Genomic DNA, 19,094 nt, shown 5'->3' with positions numbered 1-19,094 from the left:
ACCGCATCCGGGGTGATCCCACGTGTTTGAACTGGTGAAGGCCGGCGGATGGCTCATGCTGCCCATCCTGGCCTGTTCCGTCCTGGCCCTGGCCATCGTCCTGGAGCGCCTCTGGTCCCTGCGGCGGCGGCGGGTGGTGCCGCCACGGCTGGTGGTGCAGATCTGGCAATGGCTGCAGGCGGGGGAACTGGACGACACCCGCCTGCGCGCCCTGCGCGAGGGCTCCCCCCTGGGGCGCATCCTGGCCTCGGGACTGGTGAACCGGGGGCATTCCCGTGAGGTGATGAAGGAATCCATCGAGGACACGGGGCGCCAGGTGGCCCACGAGCTGGAACGCTTCCTCAATACCCTGGGCACCATCGCCGCGGTGACCCCGCTGCTGGGTCTGCTGGGTACGGTGCTGGGGATGATCCAGGTCTTCTCCGTCATCACCGCCGTGGGGGTGGGGGATCCCGGCGAACTGGCGGGGGGCATCTCCCAGGCCCTGATCACCACCGCCGCCGGCATCTCCGTGGCGGTGCCGTCCCTGGTCTTCCACCGCTATTTCCGCGGCCGGGTGGACGAGCTGGTGCTGGAGATGGAGCAGGAGGCCATCCGCCTGGTGGAGGTGCTCAAGGGGGAGCGGGGGGATGCGGAGGTGACCCAGGGGTGAACTTTCGCCGCAAAACCAGCGAGCCGGTGGAGATCCAGCTCACGCCGCTCATCGATGTGGTCTTCCTGTTGCTGATCTTCTTCATGGTATCCACCACCTTCGACCGGCCCAGTGTGATGCAACTGCAGCTGCCCCGGGCCGACGCCACCCAGGAGATGCCCGCCGGGGAGCGGGTGCGGGTGGGCGTGGACGCCCAGGGCCGCTTCTTCGTGGACGGGGCGGAACTGGTGAACACGCAGCCCCGCACCCTGCGCGCCGCCCTCTCCAGGGCCCTGGAGGCCCACCCCGACGCCCCTGTGGTGATCCAGGCCGATGCCCGCGCGCCCCATCAGGCCGTGGTGCGGGTGATGGACGCCGCCGCCCGCCTGGGGGTCTCCCGCCTGTCCATCGCCACCCTGGAGGAGGATCCCCGGTGAGCGCCCCCCGATCCCCCCAAGTGGAGCCCGGCGAGGTCTCCGGCATGCGCGTCTATCGCCGCCTGCTGTCCCATTCCCTGCACTACTGGCCGTACCTGGCGGTCTCCGTGGTGGCCATGATCCTGACCGCGAGTACGGAGACGGGCTTTGCCGCCCTCATGCGGCCGCTGATGGATGGCAGCTTCGTGGAGCAGGATCCGGATGTGATCCGCTGGATCCCCTTCGCCATCGTCGGCATCTTCGTCGTGCGCGGGCTGGGGGAGTTCCTCGCCAACTACTGCATCAAGTGGGTGGGGCGGCGCGTGGTGAAGGAGTTGCGCGGGCAGATGTTCCGGCACCTGCTGCACATGCCGGCCGCCTACTTCGACCGCAACAGCGGCGGCCAGCTCATCTCCCGCCTCACCTACAACGTGGAGCAGGTGGCCCAGGCCTCCACCGACAGCCTCACCGTCCTGGTGCGCGACTCGGTGACGGTGCTGGGGTTGCTGGCCTGGATGCTCTATCTCAATGCCACCCTGACCCTCACCGTGCTCATTGTCGCCCCGGCGGTGGTGTTCGCCGTGGACCGGGTCACCCGCCGCTTCCGCCGCATCAGCCGCCGCATCCAGAATTCCATGGGGGATGTCACCCACGTGGCCGGCGAGGTGCTGGACGGGCACCGGGTGGTGAAGATCTTCGGCGGCGAGGACTACGAGGAGGCGCGCTTCGAACAGGTGAACGAGCGTAACCGCCGACTGCACATGAAGATGGTGGCCACCCAGTCCAGCAACGTGCCCATCGTGCAGTTCTTCGTGGCCGTGGCCCTGGCCCTGATCGTCTGGCTCGCCACCCAGGACACCATGCTGCAGGATGTCTCCGTGGGGACCTTCGTCTCCTTCGTCACGGCCATGTTCCTGCTGCTGGCCCCCATCCGGCGCCTGGTGAACGTCAACGCCACGCTGCAGAAGGGCATCGCCGCCGGACAGAACATCTTCGGCCTGCTGGACGAACCCCTGGAGCGGGACACCGGATCCAGCCCCCTGCCGCGGGCCCGCGGAGAGATCACCCTGGAGGGGGTCTCCTTCGCCTACGAGCCGGAGAAGGGGGAGGTGCTGCAGGAGGTCCACCTGCAGGTGGCCCCCGGCGAGACCGTGGCCCTGGTGGGGCGTTCGGGCAGCGGCAAGACCACCCTGGTGAACCTGCTGCCCCGCTTCTACGAGCCCCAGCGGGGACGCATCCTGCTGGACGGGGAGGACCTGCGCAACTACCGCCTGGCGGACCTGCGCCGCCAGATCGCCTACGTGGGCCAGCATGTCACCCTGTTCAACGACACCATCGCCGGCAACATCGCCTACGGCAGCCCGGTGGAGGCCACGGACGAGGCCCGCATCCGCGAGGCGGCGGAGGCGGCCCACGCCATGGAGTTCATCGACCGGCTGCCCCAGGGGCTGCAGACCCCCGTGGGGGACAACGGGGTGCTGCTCTCCGGCGGTCAGCGCCAGCGCATCGCCATCGCCCGGGCCCTGCTCAAGGATGCCCCCATCCTCATCCTGGATGAGGCCACATCCGCCCTGGACACGGAATCGGAGCGCCAGATCCAGGCGGCCCTGGACAACCTGGTGCGCAACCGCACCACCCTGGTGATCGCCCACCGCCTGTCCACCGTGGAGAACGCCGACCGCATCGTCGTCATGCAGGGGGGGCGTGTCCTGGAGACGGGCACGCACCGGGGGCTCCTGGCCCGGGGTGGGGCCTATGCCCGCCTCTACCAGCTCCAGTTCCACGAGCCGCAGGCCGATGCCGCCGCGGGCGGCGCCTGAAGCCCATGCATGCCCTGGAGCGGCACTGGCAACGGTGGGACGGGGTGACCCTGGCCCTGTATCCCCTCTCGCTCCTCTACTGCGCCCTGGCCCGGCTCAACCGGATCCGTCTGGAGGCGGGCGCCCGCCACCGCCCGCGGCTGCCGGTGCGGGCGGTGCTGGTGGTGGGCAACCTGACCGTGGGCGGCACCGGCAAGACCCCCATGGTGATCTGGCTGTGCCGCTGGCTGCAGGAACACGGCTACCGGCCCGGCGTGGTCAGCCGTGGCTACGGCGGCCGTGCCCGGGGCGGTCCCCGGGCAGTGACGCCGCAGAGCGATCCGGCCCAGGTGGGGGACGAGCCGGTGCTCATCGCCACCCGCAGCGGCTGTCCCGTGTATGTGGACCGGGATCGCCGCCGCGCCGCCCGGGCCCTGCTGGCGCAGCATCCCTGCGATGTGCTCATCGCCGACGATGGTCTGCAGCACTACGCCCTGGGGCGGGACCTGGAGATGGTCATGGTGGACGGGGCACGCCGCTTCGGCAACGGTCTGTGCCTGCCCGCCGGGCCCCTGCGCGAACCCCTGGGGCGCCTGCAGGAGGTGGACTTTCGCGTCGCCACGGGCACACCCGGTCCCGGGGAATACGCCATGGAGCTCACGGGGAGTACCGCCCTGGCGGTGGGCGATCCGGGGCACACCCGGCCGCTGCAGGCCTTTCGCGGGCAGCGGGTGCATGCCCTGGCGGGCATCGGCCATCCCCCCCGCTTCTTCGACATGCTGCGCCGGCGCGGCCTGGAGGTGGTGCCCCATGGGTTTCCCGATCACCATGCCTTCACGGCCGGGGAGATCCGCTTCGGTGATGATCTGCCCGTTCTGATGACGGAGAAAGATGCCGTAAAATGCCGTCAGATCGCCGGCCCGGAACACTGGTTCGTCCCCGTCAGCGCGGTGCCCGATCCGGCCCTGGGGAAGGCCATCCTGGGGGCGGTGCAGGCCGTCGACCGAATCCACAGCACGAGGTAATAGGACCATGGACAAACGACTGCTCGACATCCTGGTGTGCCCGGTCACCAAAGGCCCGCTGATCCTGGACCGGGAACACGACGAACTCATCTCCCGCGCGGCGCGCCTGGCCTATCCCATCCGCGATGGCATCCCGGTGATGCTGGAGGACGAGGCCCGGACCCTGAGCGAGGAGGAGGTGGAGCAATGGAAGGACGCCCGCTGATGTACGGGCTCACGGCGGTGATGGAGGGGGTGCGGTGAGTTTTCAGGTGGTGATCCCCGCCCGCTACGGCTCCACGCGCCTGCCGGGCAAGCCCCTGGTGGAGCTGGCGGGTGCCCCCATGATCCGCCATGTGTACGAACGGGCCCTGGCCAGCGGCGCCGGGGAGGTGGTGGTGGCCACGGACGACGACCGCATCCGCGAGGTGGTGGAGGGTTTTGGCGGGCAGGCCTGTCTCACCTCCGTGCACCACGAGTCGGGCAGCGACCGCATCGCCGAGGTGGCCACCCGGCGGGGCTGGGGCGAGGACACCCTGGTGGTGAATCTCCAGGGGGACGAGCCCCTCACCCCGCCGGGGATTATCCGCCAGGTGGCGGACAACCTGGCGCAGCGTCCCGAGGCCAGCATGGCCACCTTGTGCACCCCCATCTCCCGGGCGGCCCAGCTCTATGACCCCCATACCGTCAAGGTGGTGCGTGACGCCCGGGACTACGCCCTCTACTTCAGCCGGGCCCCCATCCCCTGGGAGCGGGACGCCCTGGACATGGAGACCGCGCCGGAGCTGCAGGTCTGTCACCGTCACATCGGGCTCTATGCCTACCGGGTGGGCTATCTCAAGCGCTTCACCCGCATGGAGACCTGCGCCCTGGAGCGCATCGAGCGCCTGGAGCAGCTGCGCGCCCTGTACAACGGCGCCCGCATCCACGTGGACGTGGCCCTGGAGGTGCCAGCGGCCGGGGTGGACACCCGGGAGGACGTGGAGCGGGTGACCCTGACCCTGGGGGCGAAGCGGGCCAACCCCTGACCCGTCCCCGGCTGCGCCATCGGCGGCTGCCGAACCAATCCCAGGGCGGCCTGGTGAGGGCCTTTCAGGGGATCAGTTGGTCCTTCAGGCGCCGTGCCAGTTCGGGACCCGCCAGGGCGCGGATCACGGGGTTCAGGTCCGTGCCGTCCTCGTCCGTCAGGGACAGGGTGTGGGTGCGCCGGGTGCGGCGTCGGGGATCGCCGTGCTGGTCCGCCTGGATCTCGGCCTGTCCCTGGGGTTCCCCCAGCACCACCCGTGGCAGGGGGTGGGCGTCCAGGATCTCGATCACCTGGAGGCGCACCCCCTCCACCTCCGTCTCGCGGCCCACCAGGGTCCCCAGGGTCTGCAGTAGTGTGTCCATGGACCCGAGTATACTCATCCCCTGCGGTATGGGGCCATGGGGGGCCGGTCACGCCGCCATGGCCCCGGTCCGGGGCGGAAGAAGAGGCAACAGAGGATCAGGCCATGATGCATTGGGATCTGCTGGATGTGGAGGAGCTCTACCGGGGTTTTTTCAGGCTGCACCGCCTGCGCCTGAGCCACGGCCGCTTCCGGGGCGGCGAGCCCATGGTCATCGAGCGGGAGCTGATCCAGCGGGGGGATGCGGCCGCGGTCCTGCCCTATGATCCGGTGCGGGACCGGGTGCTGCTGGTGGAGCAGTTCCGGGTCGGGGCCCTGGAATCCCCCCACGGCCCCTGGCTGCTGGAGATCATCGCCGGTCTTGTGGAGCCGGGGGAGCACCCGGAGGCGGTGGCCCGGCGCGAGGCCATGGAGGAGGCGGGCTGCACCCTGGGGGAGATGCGTCATGTGCACGATTACTACGCCACCCCCGGCAGTGCCAGTGAGCGTATCTCCCTGTTCGTGGGACGCGCGGATCTGCCTCAGGAGGAGGGGGGCATCCACGGGCTGGAGGTGGAGGGGGAGGAGATCCGCACCCATATCCTGTCGGCGGACGAGGCCTTTGACTGGCTGGAGCGCCGCGATATCGAGACGGCCATGCCCATCATCGCCCTGCAGTGGCTGCGGTTGCATCGGGAGGGCCTGCGGGAGGCCTGGGGAGGGTAGGGGCGGCGCGGCGCCCGGCCCCGAGGGCCGCGGACACCGCGCCGGAGGCGCTTACTTGTTGAGGCGGTTGTCGATGAGGACGTTGACCACGTCCGGATCCGCCAGGGTGGAGGTGTCCCCCAGGTTTTCCAGTTCGTTGGCGGCGATCTTGCGCAGGATGCGGCGCATGATCTTGCCGGAACGGGTCTTGGGCAGCCCCGGTGCGAACTGCAGCAGGTTGATCTTGGCGATGGGCCCGATCTCGTCCCGCACCAGCTTCACCAGCTCCTTGGCCAGCTCCTCGCTGCCCTGCTCGCCGGACATGAGGGTCACATAGGCGTAGATCCCCTGGCCGGTGATGTCGTGGGGGTAGCCCACCACCGCGGCCTCGGCCACCTTGGGATGCAGCACCAGGGCGGACTCGATCTCGGCGGTGCCCAGGCGGTGGCCCGAGACGTTGAGCACGTCGTCCACGCGGCCGGTGATCCAGTAGTAGCCGTCGGCGTCACGACGGGCGCCGTCGCCGGTGAAGTACAGTCCGGGATAGATGGAGAAGTAGGTCTCCAGGAAGCGCTTGTGGTCGCCCCAGAGGGTGCGCATCATGCTGGGCCAGGGATGGCGGATGCACAGGTTGCCCTCGGCGGGGGTCTCCGTGATCTCGTTGCCCTTGTCATCCACCAGCAGCGGCTGCACGCCGAAGAAGGGCTTGGTGGCGGAGCCGGGCTTCATGTCCACGGCGCCGGGCAGGTTGGCGATCATGTGGGCGCCGGTCTCGGTCTGCCACCAGGTGTCCACGATGGGGCAGCGGCCGTCCCCCACGACGCGGTGGTACCACTCCCAGGCCTCGGGGTTGATGGGCTCGCCCACGGTGCCCAGCAGGCGCAGGCTGGAACGCTGATGCTTGGTGACGTGCTCGTCGCCGGCCCCCATGAGCATGCGGATGGCGGTGGGGGCGGTGTAGAAGATGGACACGTTGTGCTTGTCGCACACCTGCCAGAAGCGGCCGAAGTCCGGGTAGTTGGGCACCCCCTCGAACATCAGGGTCTTGGCGCCGTTGGCCAGGGGGCCATAGACGATGTAGGTGTGGCCGGTGACCCAGCCCACGTCGGCGGTGCACCAGTAGACCTCGCCGTCCTTGTAATCGAACACCAGCTTGTGGGTCATGGCCGCCTGCAGCAGGTAGCCGCCGGTGGTGTGCATCACGCCCTTGGGCTTGCCGGTGGAGCCGGAGGTGTAGAGGATGAACAGGGGATCCTCGGCGTCCATCTCCTCGGCGGGGCAGTCGGCGCTGGCACCGGCCATGGCCTCGTGGTACCAGACATCCCGACCCTCGTGCCAGTCCACCGGTTCGCCGCCGCGCTGCACCACGATGCAGGTGCTGACGCTGGGGCACTGGGCGATGGCCTTGTCGGCGTTGCCCTTGAGGGGCACCTTGCGGCCGCCGCGCAGGCTCTGGTCGGAGGTGATGACCACCTTGCATTCGGCGTCCAGGATGCGGTCCCGCAGGGCATCCGGGGAGAAGCCGCCGAAGACCACGGAATGCACGGCGCCGATGCGGGCGCAGGCGAGCATGGCCACGGCGGCCTCGGGGATCATGGGCAGGTAGATGGAGACCCGGTCCCCCTTCTGCACGCCCCGGTCCTTGAGCACGTTGGCGAACCGGCTCACCTCTTCATGCAGCTGGCGGTAGGTGAAGGTGCGGTCCTCACCGGGATCGTCCCCCTCCCAGATGAGGGCGGGCTGGTCGCCGCGGGTGTCCAGGTGCCGGTCCAGGCAGTTGTAGGCCACGTTGAGCTTGCCGCCCTGGAACCACTGCACCCGGACATCGCCCTCGAAGTCACCCTCCAGGACACTGTCCCATTTCCTGAACCAGGTGAGGTACTGCTCCGCCTGTTCGGCCCAGAAGCCCTTCGGGTCCTCCACCGACTGCCGGTACATGGCCTCGTACTGGTCGGCGCTGACGTTGGCCTGCTCGGCGAACGTCCGGGGTACTTCATGAACCTTCACTTCGGACATGGATCTCCTCCTGCATAGGCTTGGACATGAATGAATTCGGGCCGATGACCGGCAAATATTTCAGTATAACGCGTCCTTGCGGCAGATTCGTCCATCTCCCGGGCGGCGGATCACTGCAGCACGCCCCCGGTGCGGGGACCGGCCAGGCCGCTCTGCATGCGGCGCACGGTCCTCAGGGCCCGGCGCAGGTCCCGCCGCTCGCCGGCATCGAGTCTGCCAGGGAGGATAGCATTCCCCGGTGGGCGCCCGGAGCGCAGCTGGCGCACCTGGTGCCGGGCCCGCAGGGTGACGATCCGGTCCCAGGCCGCCACCAGTTCCGCCATACCCTCGGCGCTGACCCCGGCCGGTCCCTGTGCCGCCAGCAGGCGTTCGCGGGTATGCAGCGCCGGGATGCCGTGGGCCACCGCCAGCAGCCGGGCCAGGCCCACCAGGGGCAGCACCCCGCCGCGTTTCAGATCCAGGGCGCGGTTGCGCCGCCCGGGGGCGGGCAGTGGCCAGCGGGGCGGACGCTGGCGCAGGGCCTGCCGCGCCAGTTGCCCCAGAAACCTTCCTGAACCGGGGGCCGCCGCCAGCACCCGGTGGCGCAGACGCTGCAGCAGGGCCTCGTCACCGTGGAGGGTGCGCAGGTCCAGGAAGTTCTGGGCCAGCATCACGGCCTGGGTGTCCGGGTGGCGGAACCAGTCCAGGAATGCGTCCTCCCAGGCCGCCAGGGGGCACCGCCAGCGGGGGTTGCAGGCCATGACGCCGCCGGGGCAGCGCACCAGGCCGCAGGCGTCCAGGTCGCGGTTGACCCGCTCGGCCAGTTGCCGGAACCAGGCCTGCTCCTCGGCATCCCCCGGGGGGCGGCCGAGGATCAGGGCGTTGTCCTGGTCCGTGTGCACCGTCTGCTCGCGGCGTCCCTGGGAACCGCAGGCCACCCAGGCATAGGGGCCGGGGGGCGGCCCCAGTTCCGCCTCGGCCAGCCGGATCAGGCGCCGGGTGAGGGCATCGCTCACGGCGGTGAGGGCGTATCCCACGGCGTTGCCGTCACCGCCCGCGGTCACCACCGCCACCTGTACACCGGCACGCCCGCGGGCGGCGCGGAGTACCGCAGCGCGGTCCCCGGCCTGGTCGATTTGTCGGATGACTGCATCTGTGTGCATGACGTTGGACGGCGTCGGCCGCCGGGCCTGGGTCCCGTCTTCCAGAACCCTTCCCTCAGGCCGTCGTCGTGGCGGTCTGAGGGAAGGGGCCTGCCGTTGCCCCGAAGGGCAAGGGCCCCGCCGGAGCGGGGCCCTGCCAGGATGGATCGTCCCGATCCGGTCAGGCCGTGTCGGCGCGCGGCACGCGCACGCTTTCCACCAGGTCCTGGATTTCCTTCGGCGGCGGGGCCGTCAGCTTGGATACGACATAGGCGGTGATCACGTTGAAGATCGCGCCCACGGTGCCAAAGCCCTGGGGCGCGATGCCCAGCAGCCAGCCGTCCGGGTTGTCCGCCAGCATGGCGGTGCCCGGGAAGAAGAACCACCCCTTGTACAGGAAGATATAGATCAGGGTGGTGGAGATGCCCACCAGCATGCCGGCGATGGCCCCCTGACGGTTCATCCGCTTGTAGAAGATGCCCATCATGAGCACGGGGAAGAGCGAGGAGGCCGCCAGACCGAAGGCCAGGGCCACCACCTCGGCCGCGAAGCCCGGTGGGTTCAGCCCCAGGTATCCGGCCAGGAGGATGGCCGCCACCATGGCCAGGCGTCCTGCCATGAGCTCGTTCTTCTCCGAGATCTTGGGCATGAACACCCCCTTGAGCAGGTCATGGGAGATGGCCGAGGAGATGGCCAGCAGCAGACCCGCCGCGGTGGACAGGGCCGCCGCGATGCCGCCGGCCGCCACCAGGGCGATCACCCAGTTGGGCAGGCTCGCGATCTCGGGGTTGGCCAGCACCATGATGTCGCGGTCCAGGTTGGCGACGGTGTAGCCGTCCAGTTCCGCTTCCTCGGTCCATGCCGGCGGGTTCTTATAGTTGTAGTAGTGCACCCGCTCGCCATCCCCTTCCTGCTCGAACTGCAGCAGGCCGGTCTCTTCCCAGGTGCGCATCCACTGCGGGCGATCCTCGTAGACCATGGCGGCCTCGGGGTTGCCCACGCCGCCCGGGTGGAAGGTGTCGATCAGGTTGTACATGGCCATGGCGCCCACGGCGGGGGCGGTGGTGTACAGGATGGCGATGAACACCAGGGCCCAGCCGGCGGACTTACGGGCGTCGCGCACACGGGGCACGGTGAAGAAGCGGATGATGACGTGGGGCAGGCCCGCGGTGCCGATCATCAGCGCCATGGTCAGCAGGAAGATGTTCATGGTGCTGAGATTACGGTTGGTGGTGTACTCGTTGAAGCCGAGATCCACCAGGGTCTGGTCCAGTGCGTTGAGCAGGTACATCCCGTCCTGACCGCTCAGGGAGCCACCCAGGCCCGTCTGGGGCAGGAAGTGGCCGGTGAGCTGCAGGGAGATGAAGATGGCGGGCACGGTATAGGCGAAGATCATCACCACGTACTGGGCGATCTGGGTGTAGGTGATGCCCTTCATGCCGCCGAGCACGGCGTACACGAAGACCACGCCCATGCCGGCGATCAGGCCCCAGAGCAGGTCCACCTCCAGAAAGCGCGAGAAGGCGATGCCCACGCCGCGCATCTGCCCGATGACGTAGGTGATGGAGATCACCAGCAGGCAGATCACGGCCACGATGCGCGCGGTGTTGGAGTAGAACCGGTCCCCCACGAACTGCGGCACCGTGAACTTGCCGAACTTGCGCAGGTACGGGGCCAGCAGCAGGGCCATGAGCACGTAGCCGCCGGTCCAGCCCATAAGGTAGACCGATCCGCTATAGCCCAAAAAGGCGATCAGGCCCGCCATGGAGATGAAGGAGGCCGCCGACATCCAGTCCGCCGCGGTGGCCATGCCGTTGGCCACGGGGTTGACCCCCTTGCCGGCCACGTAGAATTCGCCCGTGCTGCCCGCACGGGCCCAGATGGCGATGCCGATGTACAGCGCGAAGGTGGCACCGACCACCAGGTAGATCATTAGCTTGAGATCCATGATGTCTCCCCCAGTGTCACTCTTCGTGGACGTCGAACTTGCGGTCCAGACGGTTCATGCGCCAGGCATAGAAGAAGATCAGCATCAGAAAGACGTAGATCGACCCCTGTTGCGCCATCCAGAAGCCCAGCGGATAGCCGCCCAGTGAGATCAGGTTCAGCACGTCCACCATGAAGATGGGCAGCACATAACCGGCGATGAACCAGACGATCAGGCATCCGATGAGGATGCGCAGGTTCGCCTTCCAGTAGGCGCTTCGTTGCTCTTGAAGCTTTGTGTTCATGGGATACTCCTCCGTGCAAAGGTCTTGTTGTGGACTGCGTGGGTCGGTTTCACCCGGTCTTCCTCCATCGTTCCGTTTTCGGTCGTTGTCGAGCGGGTTGTCGCAAAAACCTCTCATCCTCCCCTTGAAACATGCTGCCGCGGGCCATGCCCCGGCGGGGTTCCTCCCTTGCGCGCCGGGGCCTTCTGCCGGGCCCCATCCGCGAACCTCCCTACAACTGGTAGTCCAGGGCCAGGCGGGACTGGAGTTTGCGCACCTGACGGAAGGCCTCCTTCAGGATGCGCTGCTCCAGCTCGTCCAGGCGCTCCGGATTGACGAAATTGCTCAGCGGCTGCCCCGCCTGGGACTGCTCCTGGTGGCTGCGCATGCGCAGCAGCTGGATGTAGTGATAGGCGTTGAGCCAGGCGGCCACGTCCTCGCGCTTCATCAGCCCCGCCCCGGTGCAGGCCTCCAGGCGCCGGGCGGTGTTGGTCTCCGGTATCTGGTGGGCGAGGGCGTGGATACGGGCCACGTCCACGATGGGGGTGGCCCCGTTCACCTTCAGGTCCAGGCTGCGGGGATGGGCCCCGCCGGAGGTGACCTTGAAATCCCCGAACAGGCCCAGGGGCGGACGCAGACGCAGGGCGTTCTCCGCCATCTGGCGCAGGAAACGGCTGTTCTGTGAGGTCTTCTCCAGCAGCCACGTGCGCAGGTCCTCCCCCGCGGCCTGGTTGCCGTGGAGCACGCGGAAATCGAAGTAGATGCTGGCATTGAGCAGATGGCGCGGCGTGCCCTGGTCGATCCAGCGGGTGAAGCGCTGGCGCCATTCGTCCGCGCTCAGGCAGCATTCCGGGTTGCCCGCCATGACGTTGCCCTTGCACAGGGGGAAGCCGCACAGGTCCAGGGCCTGGTTGATGCGCTGGGCCACCGGCAGCAGCCGCTGCCGCGCCTCCTCGGCGGTCATGCCTTCCCGGGGCAGGAACAGGATGCCGTTGTCCTGATCCGTCTTCAGGGTCTGCTCCTGGCGCCCCTCGCTGCCGAAGGCCAGCCAGGTGAATTCGGGCAGTTCCGGGTCCGTGTCGTCCAGGCAGAGCTGGATCACGCGCCGGGTCACCTGGTCGTTGAGCAGGGTGATGATCTGGGTGATCTGGTCCACCCGCACCCCCTGGGCGATCATCTGCCCGATGAGCAGGTGCACGTCGCGGCCCAGGCGCGCCAGGGTGGCCACGTCCTCGGCGCGGCCCACCGCCCGGCTCAGGTTCACCAGCCCCACCCGCTGCAGCGAGAACAGGTCCCGTTCGGAGATGACCCCGGTGAGCCGGCCCCGCTCCACGATGCACAGATGATGGAAGCCGTGGCTGGCCATGAGCATGGCCGCCTCGAAGGCGAAGGCCGTGGGGGGCAGGGTGATGGGGTCCGGGGTCATCACCGCCTCGATGGGTTCGTCCAGGCCCACCTCCGGCAGGGAGACGCGGCTGAGCAGGTCGTGCAGCGTGAACACCCCCAGGGGGCGCTGGCTGGCGTCCACCACCACCACGCTGCCCACGTGCTCGTCGTCCATGGTCTGCAGCACCTGGCGGATGGGGGTGCCCGGGGGGCAGGTGATGGGTTCGCGGCGCACCCGCTCCCCCAGGGTGGTGTTCAGGGAGGTGTCCCCACCCAGCCCCGCCGCGGCGCTGGCCTGTACCTGGCGGCGCACCTTGTCCAGCAGGCTGGCCAGGCGGCGGGTGCAGAAATCCTGAAACTCCCCGGACATGCGAAAGAGCTTGTGGAAGTCCTCCCGGTCCAGCTCGAAGCAGAAGGTGTCCTCCGCCGCCCGGTAGCGGGTGCGCACCGCTCGCCGCCCCATGAGCGCCCCCACGGGGAAGCATTCCCCGGGGACCAGTTCCCAGGCGGTGCTGGTGATATTGCCGTCCGCGTCCAGGGGTTCTCCCAGGACGCGGCCCTGCTTGATGATGAAGAAGCGGTTCGCCGGACCGGCACGGGGGCCGGTCACCTCCTCATCGTGGGCGTAGAACACCAGCTTCAGGCGCTTGGCCAGGAATTCCAGGTGCACGGGATCCATCTGGTCGAACGGCGAATGCCGTCCCAGGAATTCCATCACCGGGATCAATACGCCCTGGGGGCGTTCCTGACCGCTTGTGGGATCCGTGTGCATGAAGGCCCGTCGCCGCCGTGGATGATGCGGGATAGAAAGCATGCATCGTGCCGGATTAGTGTTCCCTTGAGAAACAAGGACATAAAGGAACAGCGGCATGGCGTTCTGTTACCTCGGGTAACGGCTGTTACCCGAGGTAACAGAACGGTCGCGGCCGGGGCGGGCCGGGTCACCCCTTGGGCCGGGGGATCCCCATCCGGGTGCGCCGCTCCCACAGGGCCTTGCGGCTGATGCCCAGGCGGCGGGCCAGCTCGGTCTCGGTCATGTGTCCCTGGTTCTCCAGGACGAAGCGGCGGAAGTAGTCCTCCAGGCTGGTGCTGGCCTCTTGCGTGCGGTCCACGGCCGGGGTGAGGGCCAGGTGTTCGGGGCGGATGGGCTCACCATCGGCCAGGATCACCGCCCGTTCGATGGCATTTTCCAGTTCGCGCACGTTGCCGGGCCAGCCATGGGCCTGCATCGCCTCCAGGGCGGCCGGGTCCAGCTCCACCGGGGTGCGCTTGAGACGCTTGCAGGCCTTCTCCAGCAGGAAGCGGGCCAGCCGCGGCAGGTCCTCCCGGCGCTCCCGCAGCGGGGGCAGGGTGATCTCCATGACCTTGAGGCGGTAGTAGAGGTCCTCGCGAAAGCCCCCTTCGCGCACCATGTGCTCCAGGTCGCGATGGGTGGCGGCCAGCAGGCGCACGTCCACCTTGCGGCTCTGGGTGGCCCCCACGCGGCGGATCTCGCCATCCTGCAGCACCCGCAGCAGGCGGGACTGGGCCTGGGGGGTGAGTTCGCCGATCTCGTCCAGAAAGAGGGTGCCGGTGTCGGCGGCCTCCACCAGGCCCTGGCGGGTCTGGCCCGCCCCGGTGAAGGCCCCCTTCTCGTGGCCGAAGAGCTCCGATTCCAGCAGGCCCTCGGGGATGGCGGCGCAGTTGACGCTGATCAGCGGGGCCTGGGCCCGGGGGCCCTTCTTGTGGATGGCCCGGGCCACCAGTTCCTTGCCCGTGCCCGACTCACCGCGGATGAGCACGGTGGTGTCGGTGGGGGAGACCTTCTCCACCATGCGGCACACCTCGCGCATGGCCGGGGCCTCCCCCACCATGCCGTCCACGGGGTAGACCTCGCCGATTTCCGAATGCAGCTGGGCGTTCTCCTTCTCCAGCTGGTGCTGCTTGAGGATGCGGGCGACGCACAGCAGCATCTCGTCGTGGTCGAAGGGCTTGGCGATGTAGTCCGCCGCCCCCTGCTTCATGGCGTCCACGGCGGAGCGCACGCTGGCGTAGCTGGTCATGATGAGTACGGGGACCCCGGGCAGTTCGCCGGCGAGACGGATGCCCTCGCCATCGGGCAGGCGCAGGTCGCAGATGAGCAGGTCGAAGGCGGCCTCGCCGCAGTGTGCCCGGGCCTCCTCCAGGCCGCCGGCCTCGGCCACGCGGTAGCCCTCGTGTTCCAGCAGGCGCACCAGGGCGCGGCGGATGACGGTTTCGTCCTCGACGACGAGAATGCGGTTCAAGCCATGACCTCCTCTTCGGCCGCCGGCAGGCGGATGCGAAAGCGCGTGCCCCCCTCGGGGCGGTTGTCCGCGAAGACCGTCCCGCCGTGATCCTGGATGATGCTGTACACCACGGAAAGGCCCAGTCCGGTGCCCTCGCCGGGGGGCTTGGTGGTGAAGAAGGGTTCGAAGATCTGATCCAGCAGGCCGTCCTCGATGCCGCTGCCCTCGTCCTCCACGTGCACCTCCACACCGCCGGGGACACGCTCGCCCGTGATGGTGATCCGGTCACCGGCACGGGAGGCCTGCAGGGCGTTGTTGATGAGATTGACGAAGACCTGCAGCAGGCGCTGCTGGTTGCCCCGGGCGCGCAGATCCCGGGGCACGTGGTTGAGGCAGGCGATCTCCCGCCCGCTCTCCCCCAGTTGCACCAGCTGCAGCGCCTCGTCCACACAGGCGCGCAGGTCCACCGCCGCTGGCAGGGGACGCGGCGCCTCGCCGGCGTGGCTGAAGGTGATCAGGGACTGCACGATGTCGTTGATGCGCCGGGTCTGTTCCAGGATCTGGCGCACGGTCAGTTCCACCTCCGCCGGGTCCTGCTCGTAGCGCAGGTTCTGCGCCAGGGAGGTGATGCCCGTGAGGGGGTTGCCGATCTCATGGGCCACCCCCGCCGCCAGGCGCCCGATGGACGCCAGGCGGTCGTTGTGGGCCACCTCGCTCTCCAGGGTGTGGAGTTCGGTCAGATCCTCCACCAGCACCACCATGCCCCCCAGTCCGTGGGCGGCGGAGTCCCCCGGGATCAGGGACTCGATGGCCGCCTTGTGCAGGTTCAGCCAGCGGTAGCGCCCCTCCACGGAGAGCTGCAGTTTGTACAGGTGGCGGTCGTCGCCGTTGATGAAGGTGCGCAGCACCCCTTCCCAGGGGTCCTTCAGGGATTCCAGGGGCTGGCCCACGGCATCGTCGGCGGGGATGCCGGAGATGGTGGACATGGTGTGGTTCCAGATGAGGATGTCGCCGCAGGGGGCGATGGAGCACACCCCCAGGGGCAGTTCGTGCAGCACCTGGCGGTGGTAGCGGCGCAGGGTGTCCAGCTCCGCCGCCAGGCCGCGCAGGCGTACGGTGGAGTGCTCCAGCTGTTCCTCCACGAAACGCAGGCTGTCCGCCAGGGCCACCTGGGTCTGCGGCGCCACATCCAGCCGGTTGTCCACCATCATGCGGGCCAGCAGGGGCCCCATGAGCCCGGAGAGGTTGCGCTCCAGGCGTCCGCGCAGGCGCCGCAGTTCCGCCGGACGGCGTTCCGTGGCCTCCAGTTCCAGGTCCTGCAGCGCCCGTTCCACCTCCAGGGCGGCGGTCTGCGGCCCCACCACCCGGGCCAGATGGGTCTCCAGCTGGGACACACTCTGCACCTCCCCGCTGGAGCGGGCCGGGGGCAGCTGTTCCCGGCGGCAGGCCAGGGCCGCCTCGGCCTCCTCCCGCGTGGGGCGGGAGAGCAGGGAGCCCACCACGAACAGGACGCTGTTCACCGCCAGGGACCAGAAGGTGGCGAAGGCCCAGCGGTTCTCCTCCTCCGCGCCCATGAGGGCGGCCAGGTTCAGGGGCAGTCCCGGCAGACCCGAGGCCTCCAGCAGCGGCAGGATGAGGGCCAGCAGCCACATGAGGATGCCCCCGGAGAGGCCGGCGATGAAACCGATGCGGGTGGCCCGGGGCCAGAACAGCAGGGCGAGGAATCCGGGCAGGAACTGGGCCACGGCGACGAAGGAGATGAGCCCGATCTGCACCAGGCCCTGGTTGAACTCCAGCAGCCAGTAGAAGCCGTAGCCCAGGGCGATGATCAGGAGGATGAGCAGCCGCCGCCCCCACAGCAGCCAGCCATAGAGGTTGCTGCGGGGCAGGCTCTGCTGGGTCACGTGGGCCGGCAGCAGGAGATGGTTCAGGCACATGGCGGCCAGGGCCAGGGTGGTGACGATCATCATGGCGCTGGCCGCCGAGACCCCGCCGATGAAGGTGAGCAGGGCCAGCCAGCCGGCACCGTCCCCGGCGGTCAGGCCCAGGACGTAGTAGTCCGGCGGAATCTCCAGGCCCCGGGCCTGGCCCGCCCACAGCACCAGGGGGATGGGCAGGTTAAGCAGCAGCAGGAAGAGGGGGAAGCCCCAGCTGGCCACCTGCAGGGACCGGGGGTCCATGTTCTCCACAAAGAGCATGTGAAACTGGCGCGGCAGCAGGAAGGCGGCGGCGAAGGCCAGCAGCATGAGGCTGCTCCAGGGCCCTTCGCTCACCGGGGCATACAGGGTCTCCAGGGCCTGCGGGTGGGCGGCCAGCCAGTCGCCCAGCCCCCCGGGCCCGCCGAAGACCTGGAACAGGGCGAAACCGCCCACCAGCAGCAGGGCCCCCAGCTTCACCGCCGATTCGAAGGCGATGGCCACCACCAGGCCCTCGTGCTTCTCCCGCGGGGTGATATGCCGCGCCCCGAAGAGGATGGCGAACAGCCCCAGGGTGGCGCAGAAGCCCAGGGCCAGCAGGTTGGGCGGGGCCTCCCGGGTGAGCACCGATACCGACTCGGTCACCGCCTTGATCTGCAGGGCGATGTAGGGCAGCACCCCCACCAGCATGAACAGGGTCACCAGGACGCCGGTGAGCTGGCTGCGGTAGCGGAAGGCGAACAGGTCCGCCAGGGAGGTGAGCTGGTAGTCCCGCACCAGGCGCAGCACCGGGGCCAGCAGGACGGGGGCCAGCAGGAAGGCCAGGGTGAGCCCCAGGTAGATGGTGAGGAAGGTGTAGCCTTCGGATTGGGCGAAGCCCACGCTGCCGTAGTAGGTCCAGGTGGTGGCGTAGACCCCCAGTGACAGGATGTATACCAGGGGATGGCGCACCAGGGCGGCGGGCAGCCAGCCCCGCTCGGTGGCATGGGCGATGAAGAACAGCAGCCCCAGGTAGGCCACCCCGGCGCCATAGAGCAGGCCGATCTCAGAGATCATGACGCCGCTGCAGCAGGTGGGCCAGGGCGGCCAGCCCGATCAGTCCGCCCCAGAGGAGATAGGGCGTGAACCAGGGCAGCCCGGGCCGGGACCACCAGCCCACCAGGGGGGAGGCGAAGAGCAGAAGGCCGGTCAAAAAGAGGATGACGGTCTTGTCCAGGGTCGGCATGGGCTGCGCTGCGATTCGCCTGGGCCGGTGCCTGCCGGGGTGCCCGGCGCCGGGACCCACGGCGGAGAGGACGGAAATGGATGTTACATAGGATGCAGCATGCGGCCGTCCCGGCCAAGGGGGCCTGATTCCGGGGCCTGCCTCAGGGGGCGGTGCGGTGGGGCCAGTGGGCGGCGGCCCAGGCCAGCAGTTGCGCCGGGGGGGCGGGTTCCGGCGGGGGCAGCCCCAGGAAGGTGAGGGCCGCGGCCAGGTTCTCCCCCGGGCGGGCATCGTCCACCGGCGGGGCGTGGGTCTGCTTGGAGAGCTTGCGGCCGCCCGCATCCAGGATCACCGGGTGATGCAGGTAGGCTGGGGTGGCCAGGCCCAGCAGGCGCTGCAGGTGGATCTGCCGGGGGGTGGAGCAGAGCAGGTCCAGGCCGCGCACCACGTGGGTGATCCCCTGGTGGGCGTCGTCCACCACCACCGCCAGTTGATAGGCGGTGAGGCCGTCGGCGCGGCGGATGACGAAGTCCCCGATCTGTGTCTCCAGGCACTGGCGGACCGGGCCCTGGAGGCGGTCGGTGAAGGCGATGGGGGTGTCGTGGGTGCGCACCCGCAGGGCGCGGGGGGCCTTGCCCGGCGCCAGCCCCCGGCGGCAGGTGCCGGGATAGACCGGGCCTTCGGGGCCGTGCACCGCCACGGCGGCGATCTCGCGGCGGGTGCAGCCGCAGTCATAGGCCTGGCCCCGGTCCCGCAGGGTCTCCATGGCGGCCTCGTAGGCGGCCTGGCGGGTATGCTGGAAGAGCACCTCGCCGTCCCAGTGCAGGGCGTGGGCCTCCAGGGTGTGCAGGATGGCGCTCGCGGCCCCCGGCATCTCCCGGGGCGGGTCCAGGTCCTCGATGCGCACCCGCCAGAGGCCGCCATGGGCGCGGGCATCCAGCCAGGAGGCCACCGCCGCCACCAGGGAGCCGGCGTGCAGCGGGCCGGTGGGGGAGGGGGCAAAACGACCGGTGTAGGTCCCGGGGGCCAAGGGGGAACCTCAGCCCCCGGGACGCGGGGCGTCGAAGGGACGC

The 19,094-nt window shown here is 69.2% G+C and carries 17 protein-coding genes; 7 read left to right on the top strand and 10 right to left on the bottom strand.

The window, feature by feature from the left end:
• Positions 1 to 22 precede the first annotated feature (22 nt).
• The 6 genes from CKO33_RS04525 to kdsB are packed head-to-tail and all read left to right on the top strand — an operon-like array spanning position 23 to position 4,878.
• Positions 23 to 652, top strand: a complete 630-nt coding sequence (locus CKO33_RS04525) for a MotA/TolQ/ExbB proton channel family protein (RefSeq protein WP_200179734.1) — start codon at positions 23 to 25, stop codon at positions 650 to 652.
• Positions 649 to 1,068, top strand: a complete 420-nt coding sequence (locus CKO33_RS04520; protein WP_200179733.1) for a biopolymer transporter ExbD — start codon at positions 649 to 651, stop codon at positions 1,066 to 1,068. The genes CKO33_RS04525 and CKO33_RS04520 overlap by 4 nt, the downstream gene beginning before the upstream one ends.
• Before the next feature lie 44 nt (positions 1,069 to 1,112).
• Positions 1,113 to 2,867 (top strand): lipid A export permease/ATP-binding protein MsbA, encoded by a 1,755-nt coding sequence (msbA, locus tag CKO33_RS04515; protein ID WP_200179917.1) that lies wholly within the window; start codon positions 1,113 to 1,115, stop codon positions 2,865 to 2,867.
• 5 nt (positions 2,868 to 2,872) lie between these two features.
• Entirely contained in the window at positions 2,873 to 3,871 is a 999-nt protein-coding gene (gene lpxK / locus CKO33_RS04510) for a tetraacyldisaccharide 4'-kinase (protein ID WP_200179732.1), read from the top strand.
• A 7-nt stretch (positions 3,872 to 3,878) separates the two neighbouring features.
• Entirely contained in the window at positions 3,879 to 4,076 is a 198-nt protein-coding gene (locus tag CKO33_RS04505; protein ID WP_200179730.1) for a Trm112 family protein, read from the top strand.
• Between the two features lie 34 nt (positions 4,077 to 4,110).
• Positions 4,111 to 4,878 carry a 3-deoxy-manno-octulosonate cytidylyltransferase gene (gene kdsB / locus CKO33_RS04500; RefSeq protein WP_200179728.1) on the top strand — a complete coding sequence of 256 codons (768 nt, stop codon included), beginning with the start codon at positions 4,111 to 4,113 and terminating at the stop codon, positions 4,876 to 4,878.
• Between the two features lie 64 nt (positions 4,879 to 4,942).
• On the opposite strand, the gene CKO33_RS04495 is transcribed toward kdsB, so the two are convergent.
• Entirely contained in the window at positions 4,943 to 5,239 is a 297-nt protein-coding gene (locus tag CKO33_RS04495) for a hypothetical protein (protein WP_200179722.1), read from the bottom strand.
• A 107-nt stretch (positions 5,240 to 5,346) separates the two neighbouring features.
• Here CKO33_RS04495 and CKO33_RS04490 point away from each other — a divergent pair, with 107 nt between their 5' ends.
• A complete protein-coding gene (locus CKO33_RS04490) occupies positions 5,347 to 5,943 on the top strand; it encodes an NUDIX domain-containing protein (RefSeq protein ID WP_200179915.1) in 597 nt (198 codons plus the stop codon).
• A 51-nt stretch (positions 5,944 to 5,994) separates the two neighbouring features.
• Here CKO33_RS04490 and acs read toward each other — a convergent pair whose 3' ends face one another.
• The 9 genes from acs to gluQRS form a co-directional block, all read right to left on the bottom strand.
• The gene (gene acs, locus CKO33_RS04485; RefSeq protein ID WP_200179720.1) at positions 5,995 to 7,938 is read right to left on the bottom strand and encodes an acetate--CoA ligase; all 1,944 of its coding nucleotides are present in this window, start codon (positions 7,936 to 7,938) and stop codon (positions 5,995 to 5,997) included.
• A 110-nt stretch (positions 7,939 to 8,048) separates the two neighbouring features.
• Positions 8,049 to 9,080, bottom strand: coding sequence for a DUF294 nucleotidyltransferase-like domain-containing protein (locus CKO33_RS04480; RefSeq protein WP_200179719.1), 1,032 nt, complete (start codon positions 9,078 to 9,080; stop codon positions 8,049 to 8,051).
• A gap of 160 nt (positions 9,081 to 9,240) precedes the next feature.
• Positions 9,241 to 11,007: a sodium:solute symporter family protein gene (locus tag CKO33_RS04475; RefSeq protein ID WP_200179717.1), complete on the bottom strand. Its 1,767-nt coding sequence runs from the start codon at positions 11,005 to 11,007 to the stop codon at positions 9,241 to 9,243.
• Between the two features lie 16 nt (positions 11,008 to 11,023).
• Positions 11,024 to 11,290 (bottom strand): DUF4212 domain-containing protein, encoded by a 267-nt coding sequence (locus CKO33_RS04470; protein WP_090483858.1) that lies wholly within the window; start codon positions 11,288 to 11,290, stop codon positions 11,024 to 11,026.
• Between the two features lie 211 nt (positions 11,291 to 11,501).
• Positions 11,502 to 13,427: a putative nucleotidyltransferase substrate binding domain-containing protein gene (locus CKO33_RS04465; protein ID WP_200179715.1), complete on the bottom strand. Its 1,926-nt coding sequence runs from the start codon at positions 13,425 to 13,427 to the stop codon at positions 11,502 to 11,504.
• 169 nt (positions 13,428 to 13,596) lie between these two features.
• Positions 13,597 to 14,919, bottom strand: a complete 1,323-nt coding sequence (locus CKO33_RS04460; RefSeq protein WP_200179708.1) for a sigma-54-dependent transcriptional regulator — start codon at positions 14,917 to 14,919, stop codon at positions 13,597 to 13,599.
• Positions 14,916 to 17,873 carry a sensor histidine kinase gene (locus CKO33_RS04455; protein ID WP_200179705.1) on the bottom strand — a complete coding sequence of 986 codons (2,958 nt, stop codon included), beginning with the start codon at positions 17,871 to 17,873 and terminating at the stop codon, positions 14,916 to 14,918. The genes CKO33_RS04460 and CKO33_RS04455 overlap by 4 nt, the downstream gene beginning before the upstream one ends.
• Complete coding sequence (locus CKO33_RS04450; RefSeq protein WP_200179923.1) at positions 17,863 to 18,042, bottom strand: hypothetical protein; 180 nt, start codon at positions 18,040 to 18,042, stop codon at positions 17,863 to 17,865. The genes CKO33_RS04455 and CKO33_RS04450 overlap by 11 nt, the downstream gene beginning before the upstream one ends.
• A 142-nt stretch (positions 18,043 to 18,184) precedes the next feature.
• Positions 18,185 to 19,051, bottom strand: coding sequence for a tRNA glutamyl-Q(34) synthetase GluQRS (gluQRS, locus tag CKO33_RS04445; protein WP_200179703.1), 867 nt, complete (start codon positions 19,049 to 19,051; stop codon positions 18,185 to 18,187).
• Positions 19,052 to 19,094: the final 43 nt, after the last annotated feature.

Source organism: Ectothiorhodospira mobilis (genome assembly GCF_016584115.1).
GTDB classification, from domain to species: Bacteria; Pseudomonadota; Gammaproteobacteria; order Ectothiorhodospirales; family Ectothiorhodospiraceae; genus Ectothiorhodospira; species Ectothiorhodospira mobilis.
This window is presented reverse-complemented; position numbering and strand designations above follow the sequence as displayed.

Coding starts and splice junctions, on each gene's coding strand:
- CKO33_RS04450 (WP_200179923.1), bottom strand. CDS start 18,042: ATGCCGACCCTGGACAAGACCGTCATCCTCTTTTTGACCGGCCTTCTG.
- acs (WP_200179720.1), bottom strand. CDS start 7,938: ATGTCCGAAGTGAAGGTTCATGAAGTACCCCGGACGTTCGCCGAGCAG.
- CKO33_RS04475 (WP_200179717.1), bottom strand. CDS start 11,007: ATGGATCTCAAGCTAATGATCTACCTGGTGGTCGGTGCCACCTTCGCG.
- CKO33_RS04490 (WP_200179915.1), top strand. CDS start 5,347: ATGCATTGGGATCTGCTGGATGTGGAGGAGCTCTACCGGGGTTTTTTC.
- CKO33_RS04465 (WP_200179715.1), bottom strand. CDS start 13,427: ATGCACACGGATCCCACAAGCGGTCAGGAACGCCCCCAGGGCGTATTG.
- lpxK (WP_200179732.1), top strand. CDS start 2,873: ATGCATGCCCTGGAGCGGCACTGGCAACGGTGGGACGGGGTGACCCTG.
- msbA (WP_200179917.1), top strand. CDS start 1,113: ATGCGCGTCTATCGCCGCCTGCTGTCCCATTCCCTGCACTACTGGCCG.
- CKO33_RS04495 (WP_200179722.1), bottom strand. CDS start 5,239: ATGGACACACTACTGCAGACCCTGGGGACCCTGGTGGGCCGCGAGACG.
- CKO33_RS04455 (WP_200179705.1), bottom strand. CDS start 17,873: ATGATCTCTGAGATCGGCCTGCTCTATGGCGCCGGGGTGGCCTACCTG.
- CKO33_RS04470 (WP_090483858.1), bottom strand. CDS start 11,290: ATGAACACAAAGCTTCAAGAGCAACGAAGCGCCTACTGGAAGGCGAAC.
- CKO33_RS04480 (WP_200179719.1), bottom strand. CDS start 9,080: ATGCACACAGATGCAGTCATCCGACAAATCGACCAGGCCGGGGACCGC.
- CKO33_RS04505 (WP_200179730.1), top strand. CDS start 3,879: ATGGACAAACGACTGCTCGACATCCTGGTGTGCCCGGTCACCAAAGGC.